Annotated in this window: 12 protein-coding genes; 8 read left to right on the forward strand and 4 right to left on the reverse strand. The window is 63.3% G+C overall.

Annotated elements, in window-relative coordinates; all coding sequences use genetic code 11:
- Nucleotides 1-91 precede the first annotated feature (91 nt).
- From F758_RS0103100 to F758_RS0103110, 3 genes are read left to right on the forward strand one after another with little or no spacing between them, the layout of a single operon-like run.
- Nucleotides 92-589: a (2Fe-2S)-binding protein gene (locus tag F758_RS0103100; protein ID WP_024506474.1), complete on the forward strand. Its 498-nt coding sequence runs from the start codon at nt 92-94 to the stop codon at nt 587-589.
- On the forward strand, nt 586-1,644 hold the full coding sequence (locus F758_RS0103105) for an FAD binding domain-containing protein (RefSeq protein WP_024506475.1): 1,059 nt from the start codon (nt 586-588) through the stop codon (nt 1,642-1,644). Before F758_RS0103100 ends, F758_RS0103105 begins: the two co-directional genes overlap by 4 nt.
- A complete protein-coding gene (locus F758_RS0103110) occupies nt 1,634-3,898 on the forward strand; it encodes a xanthine dehydrogenase family protein molybdopterin-binding subunit (RefSeq protein ID WP_024506476.1) in 2,265 nt (754 codons plus the stop codon). Before F758_RS0103105 ends, F758_RS0103110 begins: the two co-directional genes overlap by 11 nt.
- Before the next feature lie 709 nt (nt 3,899-4,607).
- Here F758_RS0103110 and F758_RS0103115 read toward each other — a convergent pair.
- The gene (locus tag F758_RS0103115) at nt 4,608-6,212 is read right to left on the reverse strand and encodes a gamma-glutamyltransferase (RefSeq protein WP_024506477.1); all 1,605 of its coding nucleotides are present in this window, start codon (nt 6,210-6,212) and stop codon (nt 4,608-4,610) included.
- A 195-nt stretch (nt 6,213-6,407) separates the two neighbouring features.
- On the opposite strand from F758_RS0103115, the gene F758_RS0103120 reads away from it, so the two are divergent.
- Nucleotides 6,408-7,064 (forward strand): O-methyltransferase, encoded by a 657-nt coding sequence (locus F758_RS0103120; RefSeq protein ID WP_024506478.1) that lies wholly within the window; start codon nt 6,408-6,410, stop codon nt 7,062-7,064.
- A 303-nt stretch (nt 7,065-7,367) separates the two neighbouring features.
- Here the strand turns inward: F758_RS0103120 and F758_RS0103125 are convergent, their stop codons facing one another.
- Complete coding sequence (locus tag F758_RS0103125; RefSeq protein WP_024506479.1) at nt 7,368-7,877, reverse strand: Lrp/AsnC family transcriptional regulator; 510 nt, start codon at nt 7,875-7,877, stop codon at nt 7,368-7,370.
- A gap of 231 nt (nt 7,878-8,108) precedes the next feature.
- On the opposite strand from F758_RS0103125, the gene F758_RS0103130 reads away from it, so the two are divergent.
- The 3 genes from F758_RS0103130 (at nt 8,109) to F758_RS0103140 (ending at nt 10,670) form a co-directional block, all read left to right on the forward strand.
- Nucleotides 8,109-9,008 carry an IclR family transcriptional regulator gene (locus F758_RS0103130; protein ID WP_024506480.1) on the forward strand — a complete coding sequence of 300 codons (900 nt, stop codon included), beginning with the start codon at nt 8,109-8,111 and terminating at the stop codon, nt 9,006-9,008.
- A complete protein-coding gene (locus F758_RS0103135; protein ID WP_157449840.1) occupies nt 9,005-9,214 on the forward strand; it encodes a hypothetical protein in 210 nt (69 codons plus the stop codon). Before F758_RS0103130 ends, F758_RS0103135 begins: the two co-directional genes overlap by 4 nt.
- Before the next feature lie 91 nt (nt 9,215-9,305).
- A complete protein-coding gene (locus F758_RS0103140) occupies nt 9,306-10,670 on the forward strand; it encodes an MFS transporter (protein ID WP_024506482.1) in 1,365 nt (454 codons plus the stop codon).
- Here F758_RS0103140 and F758_RS0103145 read toward each other — a convergent pair.
- Both F758_RS0103145 and F758_RS0103150 read right to left on the reverse strand, forming a co-directional pair.
- Nucleotides 10,604-12,022: a cytosine permease gene (locus F758_RS0103145; protein WP_024506483.1), complete on the reverse strand. Its 1,419-nt coding sequence runs from the start codon at nt 12,020-12,022 to the stop codon at nt 10,604-10,606. The genes F758_RS0103140 and F758_RS0103145 overlap by 67 nt on opposite strands.
- A gap of 291 nt (nt 12,023-12,313) precedes the next feature.
- Nucleotides 12,314-12,757 (reverse strand): MarR family winged helix-turn-helix transcriptional regulator, encoded by a 444-nt coding sequence (locus tag F758_RS0103150; protein ID WP_024506484.1) that lies wholly within the window; start codon nt 12,755-12,757, stop codon nt 12,314-12,316.
- Nucleotides 12,758-12,973: 216 nt separating this feature from the next.
- Between F758_RS0103150 and F758_RS0103155 the strand changes: the two genes are divergently transcribed.
- Nucleotides 12,974-14,251, forward strand: a complete 1,278-nt coding sequence (locus F758_RS0103155) for an amidohydrolase/deacetylase family metallohydrolase (protein ID WP_024506485.1) — start codon at nt 12,974-12,976, stop codon at nt 14,249-14,251.
- Nucleotides 14,252-14,300 lie beyond the last annotated feature (49 nt).

Genomic DNA, 14,300 nt, shown 5'->3' on the forward strand with positions numbered 1-14,300 from the left:
TGCCTCGCCGCAAACAGACGGCAATTGGGGTGACCACCGCGAGTGGCCGCCGGCTTCAGCCGTCCGACCATAGCACTGATCGGAGCCTTGCATGATTAACTCCATCAGCCTCACCGTGAATGGGGTGCGGCGCGACATCGCGTTGCCAGACCCGCGGGTGACGCTGCTCGATCTCTTGCGTGAGCAGTTGGATCTGACCGGAACCAAGAAGGGATGCGACCGCGGCCAATGCGGCGCCTGCACCATTTTGGTCAACGGCCGGCGCATCAATTCGTGCCTCGCCTTGGCGATCAGCCATAACGGCGCGGACATCACCACAATCGAAGGCCTGGCCCAGGGCGAGAAACTGCATCCCCTGCAGGCGGCCTTTATCGAACATGACGGTTTCCAATGCGGCTTCTGCACCCCTGGGCAGATCATGAGCGCGCTCGGCCTGATCAATGAAGGGCAGGCGGGCTGCGACCCCGAGCGCATCCGTGAAGGCATGAGCGGAAATCTGTGCCGTTGCAGCGCCTATGCGGGGATCACCGAAGCGGTGTTGGACGTGCAGCGGACCCTCGCCGCCGAGAAGGAAAGGCGCGTCGCATGAAAAGTTTCGACTATGTCAGGCCGGCAAGCATTCCCGAAGCGGTATCTGCCGCGAGCGCGCCGGGCGCAGCCTATCTTGCCGCCGGCACCAATCTGCTCGACCTCATGAAGGGCGGCGTGAGCCGGCCGGACCGGCTCGTCGATGTGACGCATCTCCCGGGGCTCGACCGCATCGAGCCGCTGGCGGATGGCGGCGTGCGTATCGGCGCGCTGGTGCGTAACGCCGATCTCGCCCATGACGCGAGCTTTGCGAAGGCCTATCCGGCTGTGGCCGAAGCCCTGCTGTCCGGCGCATCGGCGCAATTGCGCAATGCCGCCACGGTCGGCGGCAACCTCCTGCAGCGCACGCGTTGCGCCTATTTCTACGACGTTGCGAGCGCCTGCAACCGGCGCGTACCCGGCAGCGGCTGCGATGCGCGACAGGGCGAGAACCGGTTGCATGCCGTGCTCGGCTGGAGCGATGCCTGCATCGCCACCCACCCGTCGGATTTCTGCGTGCCGCTGGTCGCGCTCGATGCCGTCGTGGAAATCGAAGGCAAGGGCGGCCGGCGCAATGTGAAGCTCGAGGATTTGTATCGCCTTCCCGCTGACGCGCCGGAATGGGAGACGGTGCTCGAGCCCGGCGACCTGATCGTGGCGCTCAAGCTGCCCGGTGATGCCAGCGACTTCGCCGCGCACGCGCGTTATCTGAAGGTGCGCGAGCGCACCTCTTATGCCTTCGCGATAGTCTCGGCCGCGGCTTGTCTGCGGCTGGAGCGCGGCAGCATCGCGGAGGCGCGCATCGCGCTCGGCGGTGTCGCGGCAAAGCCCTGGCGCGCGCATGAGGCCGAGAAGGTCTTGGCAGGTGGCGCGCCGAATGGTGAGACCTTCCGCCGCGCCGCGGAGGCTGCGCTCGCGGGCGCAAAACCTTCCGGCGATAATCAATTCAAGATCGAGCTCGCGCGGCGCATTGTCGTGCGGGCGCTGAGCCTCGCCGCGAGCGGCACGCCAGAACGGATTCCCGCTTTGCCGGCTTCCCCCTTCTCATCTGTCCCCGGAGCGTTGCATGACGCCTGAGATCCGCCTAACCGAATCGCCGGCCCATCTGCGGCATGGCGCGAATATCGGCCAACCGTTGACCCGCCGTGACGGCATCTTGAAAGTCACCGGCAAGGCGCCCTACGCCGCTGACCGTCATCCCAGGGGGATGCTCTATGCCGTGCTGGCTGTGAGCAGCATCGCGCGCGGCCGAGTCACGTTCCTTGATGTCGCCGCGGCCAAAAGCCATCCCGGCGTTGTTGACGTCATGACGCCCACGCACAAGCCGCCGCTCGCGGAAGATCCGGACGCCAAGACCAATCCCTTCATGTTCCGCATGGAGCTGCTGCAGAGCGATGCCGTGCGCTATGCGAACCAGCCGATCGCAGTGGTGATTGCGCAAACGCTGGAAGCCGCGACCGAAGGCGCAGCCTTGCTGACGCCGACATACGAAACGCTGTCGGCGCGCGTCGGCCTCGACGCCGATGAAAGCTTCGTGCCGCCCGCCGTCGGGCCCGGCCATCCCCCCATCGTCGAGCACGGCGACGTCGAGGCGGGACTTGCTGCGGCCGCCAAGGCGATCGATGCGAGCTATGAAACGCCAGCGCAGTATCACAATGCGATGGAGCCGCACGCGATCGTAGCAAGCTGGGATGGCGACAAGCTTTCCATCGACACGCCGAGCCAGGGGCTTGCCTGGGCGCAGGGACGCATCGCGGGCCTGTTCGGCATCCCCGTGGAGAACATCCACATCCGCAGTCCCTTCCTCGGTGGCGGTTTCGGATCCAAGGGCCTTATCTCTGGACCGCAGATCCTCGGCATCATGGCGGCACGCCTGGTCGGCAGGCCTGTGAAACTGGTGCTGCGCCGCGAACACATGTACGGCCCCGTTGGCCATCGCGCGCCGACCCGGCAACGCCTTCGTCTCGGCACCGACGGCAACGGCCTCCTGACCGCGCTGGAACACCACGCCAAGACGGTCACGAGCTCGTTCGACGATTTCTATGAATCGGCTGCCGATGCCTCGCACACGCTCTATGCGAGCCGTGCGATCCGAACCTCGCATGAGGCGGTGCGTGTCGATACCGGCACCCCGTTGTTCATGCGTGCGCCCGGCGAGGCAACGGGCTCGATAGCGCTGGAGAGCGCAATCGACGAGATGGCGTGGGCCTGCGGCATCGATCCGCTGCAGTTCCGCATCAGGAATGATGCAGAGGTCGAGCCGATCTCCGGCAAGCCGTTTTCGTCAAAAGCCTTGCGCGAATGCTACACCAAGGGCGCCGAGCGGTTCGGCTGGTGGGAACGCCCGCTGAGCCCCCGGCAGGTCCGCGATGAAAACGGCTTCCTGGTCGGGTGGGGCATGGGCACCGCGACCTTTCCGGCGCTCATGTTCCAGGCCAATGCGCGCGCCGTGCTGCGCGCCGACGGCAGTGGCGTGATGGAGACGGGCGCGCATGATATGGGGCAGGGCGCCTGGACTGCGCTCGCGCAGATCGCGGCCGACGGCCTTGGCCTGGATATCGACCGCGTCGAGTTCAAGGCCGGCACCTCGGATCTGCCCGATGCCGGCATCGCCGGCGGCTCAGCGCACACCGCGACCGCGGGCGTGGCCATTCACAATGCCGGCGCGGCCGTGATCGCAAAACTTGCCGATCTCGCCACGCGCGACCAGCGCTCGCCTTTGTTCGGCGCCGGCAATGCCGGCGTGATCGCCCGTAATGGGCGCCTGCATCGCCGAGACGACGAGACGCGCTGCGAATCCTACGCCGATATCTTGCGGCGCGCCGGTCTTGCCGAAATCGAAGCCACGGGTGGCGGTGCGGCCGATCCGGTTGCGCAGGCGGACTACGCGATGCACGCGCATGGCGCGGTGTTTGCAGAAGTGAAGGTCGATCCCGATCTCGGCCAGATCCGCGTCACTCGCATGGTCGGCGCCTTCGCGGCGGGGCGCATCATCAATCCGAAGCTGGTGCGCAGCCAGCTCTTCGGCGGCATGATCTGGGGCATGTCCTTTGCGCTGCACGAGGAAGCCGTGATGGACCGCCGCTCGGGCCGTATCATGAATCCGAATCTTGCAGAGTATCATGTGCCTGTGAATGCCGACGTGCCGTCGCTGGACGTGCTGACCGTCGACGAGCACGATCCTCACGTGAATCCGCTCGGCATCAAGGGCGTCGGCGAGATCGGCATCACCGGCAGCGCCGGCGCGGTCGCCAACGCTGTCTGGCACGCCACCGGCGTCCGCGTGCGACGCTTCCCGATCCGGATCAGCGATCTGTTGATGGCGGGTTGACGAAGAGGCAGATGGCGGCCTTGCGATTTGCTGTCACCTCTCCCCGCAAGCGGGAAGAGGTGACATTGACGATCCGCATGACGTGGGCGTGCTCGAGCGACGATTGGGCGGGACGTGCTGAGATGATTTTGAGCCATCGCCGCTGCGCGAGCTTTCGCGCTTGAAGTGTATACGGCGACGCCAATCCTCCTTGGATTGAAAATGCGCTTTAATTGCAATGTGTTAGCCACCTCATACTGTTCGTCGCGCTGCCCGGCTTAGCCTTTGCGAACAACCGCTCGGGAGGCAACGATGCCCGAATGGCTTACCGTCCCCGCGACGATCACTTGCATTGCTCTTTTGACCATTATCGTTCTCATTGCCGTTGGCGCTTGGTAGGTGGCAGAGACTGCTTTCAAGCCGCTCGGGAGGCAACTATGTTCCGACCCGAATGGTATGTTCCGATGATCGCTTGCGTCTCATCCCTGAGCATTTTCGTTTTAATGATTGCCGGCGCTTGGTAGCGCCCTCAAGCAGAACGGCTCAGGCGAACAGCGCCGCGCGTGATTGCGGGCCAACGGGTCTCTGCGAAGCGCGCGGCCCGATGACAGGCTCCAGCGAGCAATCCAGTCCGCGGATGCAGTCAGAATTGCTTCGCCCCTTCGTCCCTCGCAGTGATGGGCCTGGTCGAAGGCGTTCGTCCAGCTCTGCAACTTGACGGGCGGATGCCCTAGCTCTCCGCGACCGCTTCGCCCCAGGCGTGGAAGACCTCGGTCGCGCCGCTGTTGGTATCGCCCGCGCGCAGCACCACGCTCGGGAAGGCGAACTTTCCGGGCCAGCTCTGCACCCGCGCCTCTTCATAATCGAATTGCCGGCGCATGAACTCGCGCACGTCCGGTGGAAGACGTGTGTCGCCGATCACGATCTTGCCTTCGCTGGCGTCGATCCGTGGCTGATGAATGGCCGCGTTCAAGTCCATGCCGAAATCCATCACAAAGGACAGGATCTGTGTCACGGCGGGCAGGATGCGGCGGCCGCCGGAAGCGCCGAGCGCGAGCCGCTTGCCGTCGGCGGTCTGCGCCACTACGGGCGTATAATTGGTCAGGCAGCGTTTGCCCGGCGCCAACGAGTTGGCCACCCCCGGCGTCGGATCAAACCACATGATGCCGTTGTTGAAGGTGATCCCGCTTTGCGGGGTGACGAATTTGGAGCCGAAGGTCGAGAGCAGCGTTTGCGTCACCGCCGCCATGTTGCCGTCGCGATCGACCACCGCGTAATGCGTGGTGCAGCTCGGCGCCAGATATTCGGCGCCGAGCGCGCGCCCCCTGTCGGCATCGCCCATGTCCTTCAGCCGGTCATCATAGGCCGCCTGCAGCGCGAGCGCATAGGCTGCGTAGACCACCGCGTTCGGCGCATTGCCCCCAGCCTGCGCCCGCAAATCGTCCTTCAACAACAGCCGCAGCGTTTGCGCGAGCGTCGGTCCGGCCGTGAGCTCCGGTGTCGCGTAGACGCTGCCGCCGCGATAGGGAATCTTCAGCGGCTCGCGCAGATGGGCCTGGAACGAGGCGAGATCCTCCACCGACAGCGAGCCGCCGGCCGCTTGAATATCGGCCGCAATGCTGCGCGCTAGATCGCCTACATAGAAATCGCGTGCGCCAGCTTCGGCAAGCTGCGAAAGCGTCGCCTTGAGCCGATCCTGCGGCAGGCGGACAACGGACCGGATGCCCCATTGCGGCTGCGGCGGCAGGCCGTCTTTCAGGTAGGCGGCGGCGCTCGCAGGATACCGCCGCAAATCCGCCGCCGCGCTGCCGATCGCGAGCGCGGTCCACCAGTCCACCAGAAGACCATCGCCGGCGAGCACGACGCTCGGCGCGATTAGCTCGCGCCACGGCAGCTTGGCGTAGCGCCGGTGCGCTTCCGCGTGTCCGGCCACGACGCCGGGCACCGCGATCGAGGAGGGACCGTGCAAGTTGCGGTCATCCTTCACCCGCGGCCAGGGAAAGATGTCGGATGCTGCAGCCCCGTCGCCGGTGAGCGGATAGTCCTCGACGCGCAGGCTTTGCGGCGCGCGCATGCCGTAGTCGATCACCTCGTAGCGATCTTCTTTGGCACGGTAGAGCACCATCGCGCCGCCGCCGCCAATACCACTCATCCAGGGCTCTAGCACCCCGAGTGCAAAGCCCGTTGCGATTACCGCATCGACGCAATCGCCGCCTGCGCGCAACACCTCCGCGCCGACCTCGGCCGCACGCCGCGATTGTGAAGCAACGATGCCGCCCTTGGAGGTCACGGCAGGTTTTCGGATTTGCTGGAGGTTGGAGAAATGGTCGGACATTGGCTTCTTTCACGCTGGCATTTCCGCGACAAGTGTGCGTAACAGCCGTACTAAGTCCTTGTCCAGATCGCCGCTGCCGGTCAGCGTTGCGAAGATAGACATCTTCTAGGACCGCTCGACATTGCGGAGGTGCGGCAGATGCGGTGGGGTGATAGAGCAGCGCCGGGGGCGTGATCAACTCTGTCAGGATTCCCAATGCCACCCCATGACCTTGGCGCAATCAATCCGTTCGGCCCGATCCATGATCCCAAAGTGAGGGCCATCATTGAACGGCTGCACACCACGCGGCGGTTTCCCGAGCGCGGCGGCGGACCGCGTCAAAACCATGATCCCGAAGCGTTTGCGGATTATGGTTTCTCCATTCATCCCGACCAGGGTGACCTGATCTATCTGTTGTGCCGCGGCATGGGTGCACGGCGGGTGGTGGATTTTGCCACATCGGTCGGCATGTCGGCGCTCTATTTCGCCGCCGCCATGCGCGACAACGGCGGCGGTCTCGTGATCGGATCCGAACTGGTGGCTGCGAAAGTGGCGGCGGCGCGAGCGAATCTCACTGATGCCGGACTTGAGCGTTATGTGGAGATACGCGAGGGCGATGCGCGCAAGACGCTGCGCGATCTCGGCGGCGGAATCGACTTCGCCTTGATTGACGGCTGGCCCGCGCCACAAGGGCCGTCGCTGGCCAGGGAAGTGATCGAGATCGTTGCGCCGCAATTGCGCGTCGGCGGATACGTCCTGAACGACAACGCGGAAGCCGATTTCCTGGCATTCATCCGCGATCCCGACAACGGCTTTATCTCCATGACGCTGCCCCTGAAAGGTGGAACGGAGCTGGCGCTGAAGATGCGGTGAGCAGCGGATGTCGGCATGTAAGGCGTGAGCTATGTCAGGACACGCGTATCGCTCCGCTTACGCGGGCAACCTTCGCGCGCCCGCGCGAAATGTAGGGTGGGTGAAACCAAGGGTGCCACGTTTCACGATCGAGTTCCGGGAATGGTGGGCACGGCGCGATGCGCCTTCGACCACGCTACGACCACGTCGTCCCGGCGTAGGTCGGAACCCATAAGCCCAGGCGCCGTTTATGCGAAGGAAATTGCCCCTTGTAACTGCCGACAAATTCGGCGGTAGAGCGACGGCATTCGTCGGCGCAGCGACTTACACGGTTGCAGACTGCCGGGCCGCCGCTTCGCGGCCGCGCTGCGCCGAGGCATAGACCAGCGGCAGCTCCGTCGTGGACTTGATCTGCTCCATCGCGAACATCGAGGAGACGTCGTAGAGATCGATCTTCTCGATCAGTCGCCGATAGAGTTCGTCATAGGCGCGGATATCAGGCACCACGGCGCGGATCAGATAATCGACGTCGCCGCTCAGGCGGAAAAAGTCGACGACCTCTGGGAAGCCGATCACGATCTTTCTGAAACGATCCACCCATTCCGCATTGTGCTGATTGGTCTTGACCGCGATGAAGACGCTGACGCCGAGGTTCAGCTTCTCCGGATCGAGCAGCGCGACGCGCCGGCGGATATAGCCCGCGTTCTCCAGTTTCTGGATCCGCCGCCAGCACGGGGTGGCGCTCAGTCCGACCTTGTCGCCGATGTCCTGCACCGAGATCGTGCTGTCCACCTGGAGTATAGCCAGGATTTTACGATCAAGTTCATCGAGCATGCGGCCTCCAAGGTTTAGGAAATTTGTATCGTCAGATCGTGCTTGTGGGTAATATTATTCCACGATATCGGCTCCAACCAGCAAAAATATTCGTCAGGCTGCACGCAAACACGGCAGCATCTCTTGGGGAAGAACGGCGCGGTCGCGCCCGAGCTTGTCCGAATATTAGACAGAAATGATAAATAGAAAGAATATATGGACGAATACCTGAATTTGGGTTTATCTCAGGTCATGTCCTCTGCAGCGCGGCGTAAGCCAGCCTTCATTCCGTCCTCATCCGCAGAAGCTGTGCTTGCCGAGAGCGCTGGCGATGCGGCTTTCGCTACGACGCTTGCGAAGGGGCTGGTGGTGCTCGAGGCTTTCGAGGCCGGCGCGCCCATGCTCGGCAACATGGAGCTTGCGGCGCGCACCGGGATTCCCAGGCCGACCGTTGCGCGGTTGACGCACACGCTCGCCGAGCTCGGCTATCTCCGCTACGACGAAGACCTCGCGAAATACCGGCTTGCGGCGCGGGTCTTGCGCATGGCCCACCCGCTTCTGTCCGGCATGCAATTTCGCCAGGTCGCGCGACCTCTGATGCAGGAGCTCGCGGCGAGCGTCCGTGGGACGGTCTCGATCGGCCTGCTCGACGGCACCGCGACGATCTATGTCGAGACGGCGAGATCGGGCGATGTCGGGCCCCACGTTCCCGACATAGGTATGCCGATTCCCGTCGTCAGTACGGCGATGGGACGGGCGGCGGCTGCGTTATTGCCCGCGGCGGAGTCTGCGCTGTTGGAGCAGCAGATCATGGCCGACGACGCCGCCTTGTGGTCTGCCCATCGCGACAAGTATCAGGCCGGTATCAGGCAATGCGCGGATCGAGGATTCTGTACTTGCTTTGGCGAGTACATGCCTTCCATTCACGCCGTTGCCGCGCCGCTGTTTTGCGCGCAAAGCCTGGGGCAATTCTTTTCCATCAATTGCGGCATCCCTGCTTTCCGCCTGCAGTCCGGGCAGCTCGAGGCGGAAATCGGCCCGCGCATCAGGGCGCTTGCCGTCAGTATCCGCGCGCTCGCCAACGAGGCCGAGCCGACGATCGAGCCACGCGAGCCAAACAAAAAGAAGACCGCGAAAAGCGGTAGAGGGTGACAGCGCTCGACATGATCACGCGCGTGCCCGGCCGGGATTTCGGCTCGGTGGTGATGGCCAATGTCGTGCCGCGCTTCACCGTCGATCTCGCGCAGATGCGCAACGCCGCCGGCAATGTGGGGCAGGATAATCGCGAGGTGTATCAGGATTGGCTTGGCTTTCGGAAAGGGGAGATCGAACAGCTCAGCCGCAAGAAGATGATCTGACGGCCAAATTGTATGCCGATGCATGTCCGCGCTGAAAACAAAAAGGGGCGCGGAACGCCTAACAACAAGAAGCAAGACAGGGAGAGGAGTGATGGCATCAAACGATCGGGCGGTCCGCGATCCGCGGCGGGCCTGGGTCATTGTCGGCATGATGGTGATCTTCATGCTGATCAATTTCGCAGACAAGGCCGTCATCGGTCTCGCCGCAGGGCCCATCATCAGGGATCTCCATCTCACCAACGAGCAGTTCGGTCAGATCGGCAGCGCCTTCTTCCTGCTCTTTTCGATCTCGGCGGCCTTGGTCGGCTTTCTCGTCAATCGTGTTCCGACAAAGATCGTCCTGGTCGTCATGGCCTTCATCTGGGCTCTGACGCAGTTGCCGATGCTGGGCCTTGTGTCGCTTCCTGTGCTCGCGGCGAGCCGCGTCGTTCTCGGTGCCGGCGAGGGGCCTGCCTATCCGGTCGCGCTGCACGCCGTCTACAAATGGTTTCCGAACGACAGCCGCGCATTTCCGACAGGCTTTGTCTCGATCGGTGGCCCGCTGGGCATCGGCCTTGCCGCGCCGCTGCTGACTTGGATCATCCTGACCTATAGCTGGCACGCCGCGTTCGGGTTTCTTGGTGTCTCAGGCCTGATCTGGGTCGTGATCTGGCTGGTGGTCGGCAAGGAGGGGCCGCTCGATGCGCATCAGGTCGAGGCGGGCGGCGCGGGGCTGGAATATGTGCCCTATTCCGCGCTGCTGATGTCGCGCACATTCATCGGGGTCACGCTCGCGGGCTTTGCGGCTTACTGGGCGGTGACGTTGGCCGTCGTCTGGCTGCCATCCTTTCTCATCAGGGCCGCCGGATATTCGCCGACGGCCACGGGATGGATCGTCATGCTTCCGCCGATCCTGCAGCTCTGTCTGTCTCCGACCCTGGGCTTTATCTCGCAGAAGCTGCGCGCACTCGGCGTCTCGAGCCGGGTATCGCGCGGCGTGCTGACAAGTGCCTGCGTCACGGTCGCGGGCGTTGCGATGACTCTGCTGTCGAAATCGGCGGGCGAGCTTGCGCAGATCCCACTCGTCATGATGTCGTTTGCAGTCGCCAGCGTCACCTTTGCCCTCGGGCCGCCGCTAGTGGGCGAAATCAGCCCGGTGCGTCAGCGCGGCGCCATGCTCGGCATCAGCAACGGCCTGTTCACGCTGGCCGGTCTCGTCGCGCCTTGGCTGATGGGGCACATCGTGGACGTCGGCGCAAATCCCGCTCAAGGTTTTAGGGACGGCTTCATGTTCGCCGGCCTATTGATCGTCGCCGGCGGATTGCTGGCGATGATCCTCATCAATCCGGAGAGCGACCAGGCACGCTTCGGGCGACGCGGGCCTGCCATCGGCGGCGAGCCGAACCCCGATCAGCGGCCTGCGCTGCTGGCCACAGCCGGCGAAGGCGATGTGGCATGCTTGCCCAACGCGAGATAGACTGTGCCCGACACAACGATGCCGGCCAGCCAGCTCAGATCGGCGCCGCCCAAGAGATTGATCGAAATCGGTCCCTGCAGCGCACCGACCAGGCCGTCCTCCAAACACCATCCGGCCACGAGCCCGGCGAGGAAAGCGATGATGCCGCCCCAATTGACGTCGCCATAGGCGCTCGTGTCCGGCGAACAGTAGAGTTCGCCGACGTCGATATGTCCTTTGCGCTTGACGAAGAAATCGGCCAGCACCACGCCCGCCCAAGGGCTCATCCAAAGCAACAGGCTGATCATCCAGTTATCGAACGCCTTCGCGAAGGATGGCGCGAAGATGAAGTAGATCGTCACCAAATAGCCGGCCACGCCGACGATGATCGTCAATGCGAAGCGCGAGAAGTTAAGCCCCGCGCTCAACGCAGCCAGCGCCGCCGAATACACATTGAGGATGTTGGTGGCGATGGGGCCGTGCAGCACCAGCAGCAGAACCAGAATGCTGGTCGGCCCGCCGAACACAGCGCTGACCATCTTGGCGGGATCGGTGTCCAGCGTCGTGCTGGCGATCGTGGCCCCGAGAATGGCGAGCGACACGGTCGGCACGAACATTCCGATATAGCTGTACCAGAACACGGAGCTCGAAGGGATGCTGCGCGGCACGAACCTCGAATAGTCGGACGCCCAGGTGACCCACGAAATGCCCCAGCCGACGCCGATCGCGGTCATCAACAGTGTGAGCATCGCCATATGCGCGCCGGGCGGCAACGAACTGACCAGGCCCCAATTGACCACACCGGGGCGCGTCCACGCCAAGATGCTCATCAGCACCATGATCGCGATGGTGACCGGCACCGTATATTTCTCGAAGGTGCGGATCGCATAGAAGCCGTAGACGCCGATCCCAACCTGCAGCGCCATCACCAGCGTGATGACCAGGATCTCGATCATCCACGTATCGGGAACGCCAAATTGCGCGAGAATGGCGACGGCGATCTTGACCGGGAAATAGGTGTTCACGCCGATCCAGCACAGCGTCATCAGGAACATCAGGGTGCTGGGCAGGTAAGCGCCGCGAACGCCGAATGCGGAGCGGCTCAGCACCATCTGATTGACGCCGGTCTTGTGCCCCATCACGGTGAACGCGGCGAAAATCGCGCAGCCGACGATGTTTCCGATCACGATGACCGCGATCGTCTCCGACAATCCGAGCTTCAGGACGATGCCGAGCGCACCTAGCGCCCAGTTCACCGGCGCAATATTGGCGCCGGCCCAAATCCACATCTGCTGCGGTCCGGTCGAGTCCCTGTCAGCATCCGGAATAGGCTCGATGCTATGGATATCGGCACGAAGCTCGGAATTTCCCATGACTGCCCCCACGATGCGAAGTACGCTTCGTATCTCCGTGAGCAACAATCATGCCACGGAAAATCCTTGCTCCCGCATCTTCATCTGGCCGTGTGATCGGAAGCCTGCCTAAATGCGCGCCACCGAGAATTGGCTTCGTCTTTTCAAGGGCGGGGCCACGGTTGCGGTCAGCCAATTTCGCTGCGAAACCGGGTTATCGCGTCATTGCGAATGGAATTGTTGGTGCATGCGGCAGGCGATCAGAAACTGGGCAGTCCAAGCCAAGAGGGCGGCAGATTGATGCCGCGGCGTTCAATCGAATAGGGCAGCCACGCTGTCGCGATTGGCGTTGCCCGCCACGATGCGCTGCATCATGTCAATGAATAAAGCCCGTTCCCGTTCGCTCAGATTGGCGATCGTGGCGCGATGCGCCGCCCGCGCGGAAGCTTCGATCTTGTTGAGGAGGGCAGTCCCCGCGGCAGTCAACTTACACATTCGCGCACGGCGGTCATTCTGATCGACGGCTCGTTCGACGAGGTTGCGGGCGGCCAGCCGCTTGAGTGCGCCGGTCGTTGTGGTCCGGTCGAGCGCGATATCGGCCGCTAATGTGGTCTGATCGGCGGTTCCGCGCACCTCCAGTGCGGAAAGCAGGCTGTATTGCAGCGGCGTGATTTCGAACCTGCCGCAGGCCTCCTGGAACAGCGCAACATGGATTTGATGCAGGCGGCGGATCAGAAATCCGGGTCGCTGCGACAATGGCCATGGGCGATGCTTCGCCTCTCCGCGACGTCTTTTCGGTTGCCGCAACGCACAGTCTCCCAGCCTTGGCGAACCCCGCGCGAATAGCTCGATTCGGGCGCCGTTGCCATCGGCGGATCATGGCACGAAGCTTGCTTGGAAAAATACGAAGTATACTTCGTATTTCCGGAGAGCGGGAGCGAACCCGCCAGCGAGTCAAAAGGAGAAGTGTTCATGTCGATCAGTGCCGGCTTCGATCTGCTTTTGCGCGGCGGACGCGTGATCTGCCCGGCGTCGGGCATCGATGGCGTAAGGGATGTCGCCATCCGCAACGGCAAGATCGCGGCCGTGCAGCCGGACATCCTGCCGACCAGCGCCAGGGAGGTCGTGGATGTGGCCGGCAAGCTGGTCTTGCCAGGGCTCATCGATACGCATGCGCATGTCTATCAATATGTCAGCGGCCGCTTCGGCATGAATGCCGATCTGGTCGGCGTTCAATCGGGCGTGACGACCCTGGTCGATCAGGGTGGACCGTCCTGCATGACGTTGCCGGGCTTTCGGCATTTCATTGTCGAACCTGCGAAGTCGCGCGTCTATGCCTTCCTTTCGGCCTATCTCGTCGGCGGTCTCGAAGGGCATTACTATCCGCAGCTCTATAGTCCGGATGGCGTCGATATCGACGCCACGGTGAAGGCAGCGAAAGCCAATCGCGATATCGTTCGCGGCATCAAGGCGCATGCCGAGATCGGCGGTTTCGCGCGCTGGGGCATTCGCGTCATCGAGATGGCGGCTGAGATCGGTCGCCGCGCCGATCTGCCGGTCTATGTGCATTTCGGCCAGCTCTGGGGCCTCCCGGCGAGCGGCGCCAATGGTGAAGATGCCGACACCATTCTCTCGCGCGTGATCCCGCTGCTGCGCGAAGGCGATATCCTGGCGCACCCCTTCACGCGTCATCCCGGCGGCTTCGTCAATCGTGACGGCGAGGTGCATCCGGTGATCGCGGCGGCGCTCGATCGCGGATTGAAGGTCGATGTCGGGCACGGCAGCCACTTTTCCTACCGCTTGGCCAAGAAGGCCATCGCAGCCGGTATCGTGCCGACAACGCTCGGCGCGGATATCCATGGTTACAATACGCATGTGCCCGCGCCGGCCGGCACGCCGGACCAGCACGAGGACGATGAAAATCATCCTTTCGCCGGGCAGGCCAAGTTCAGCCTGGTCCAGGCGATGAGCTCGATGATCGCGCTTGGTCTCTCGCTCGAGCAGGTGGTGCCGATGGTCACCTCGAATCCGGCGAAGATGCTCGGCCGCGAGGACGAAATCGGCGCGCTGAAGGTCGGTCGCGATGCTGACGTCTCCGTGCTCAACGAGGTCTCAGGCCGTTTTGCGTTGCGCGACAATGAGCACAACGAAGTCATCGCCGAACGTTTGCTACAGCCGGCCTTCTGCCTGCGCGGTGGCGCGCGATACGGCGCGGTCGCATCGATCCTGCCGCAGGCTGTTGCGGCTTGAGCAACCATCTCGCCTTCGGATGAGGAGCGTCGATCGTGCGCAATGAGCG

Origin of the sequence: Bradyrhizobium sp. ARR65 (assembly GCF_000472385.1) — a bacterium.
GTDB lineage: Bacteria > Pseudomonadota > Alphaproteobacteria > Rhizobiales > Xanthobacteraceae > Bradyrhizobium.

Coding starts and splice junctions, on each gene's coding strand:
- F758_RS0103125 (WP_024506479.1), bottom strand. CDS start 7,877: ATGCTCGATGAACTTGATCGTAAAATCCTGGCTATACTCCAGGTGGAC.
- F758_RS0103130 (WP_024506480.1), top strand. CDS start 8,109: ATGTCCTCTGCAGCGCGGCGTAAGCCAGCCTTCATTCCGTCCTCATCC.
- F758_RS0103145 (WP_024506483.1), bottom strand. CDS start 12,022: ATGGGAAATTCCGAGCTTCGTGCCGATATCCATAGCATCGAGCCTATT.
- F758_RS0103115 (WP_024506477.1), bottom strand. CDS start 6,212: ATGTCCGACCATTTCTCCAACCTCCAGCAAATCCGAAAACCTGCCGTG.
- F758_RS0103105 (WP_024506475.1), top strand. CDS start 586: ATGAAAAGTTTCGACTATGTCAGGCCGGCAAGCATTCCCGAAGCGGTA.
- F758_RS0103110 (WP_024506476.1), top strand. CDS start 1,634: ATGACGCCTGAGATCCGCCTAACCGAATCGCCGGCCCATCTGCGGCAT.
- F758_RS0103140 (WP_024506482.1), top strand. CDS start 9,306: ATGGCATCAAACGATCGGGCGGTCCGCGATCCGCGGCGGGCCTGGGTC.
- F758_RS0103100 (WP_024506474.1), top strand. CDS start 92: ATGATTAACTCCATCAGCCTCACCGTGAATGGGGTGCGGCGCGACATC.
- F758_RS0103120 (WP_024506478.1), top strand. CDS start 6,408: ATGCCACCCCATGACCTTGGCGCAATCAATCCGTTCGGCCCGATCCAT.
- F758_RS0103155 (WP_024506485.1), top strand. CDS start 12,974: ATGTCGATCAGTGCCGGCTTCGATCTGCTTTTGCGCGGCGGACGCGTG.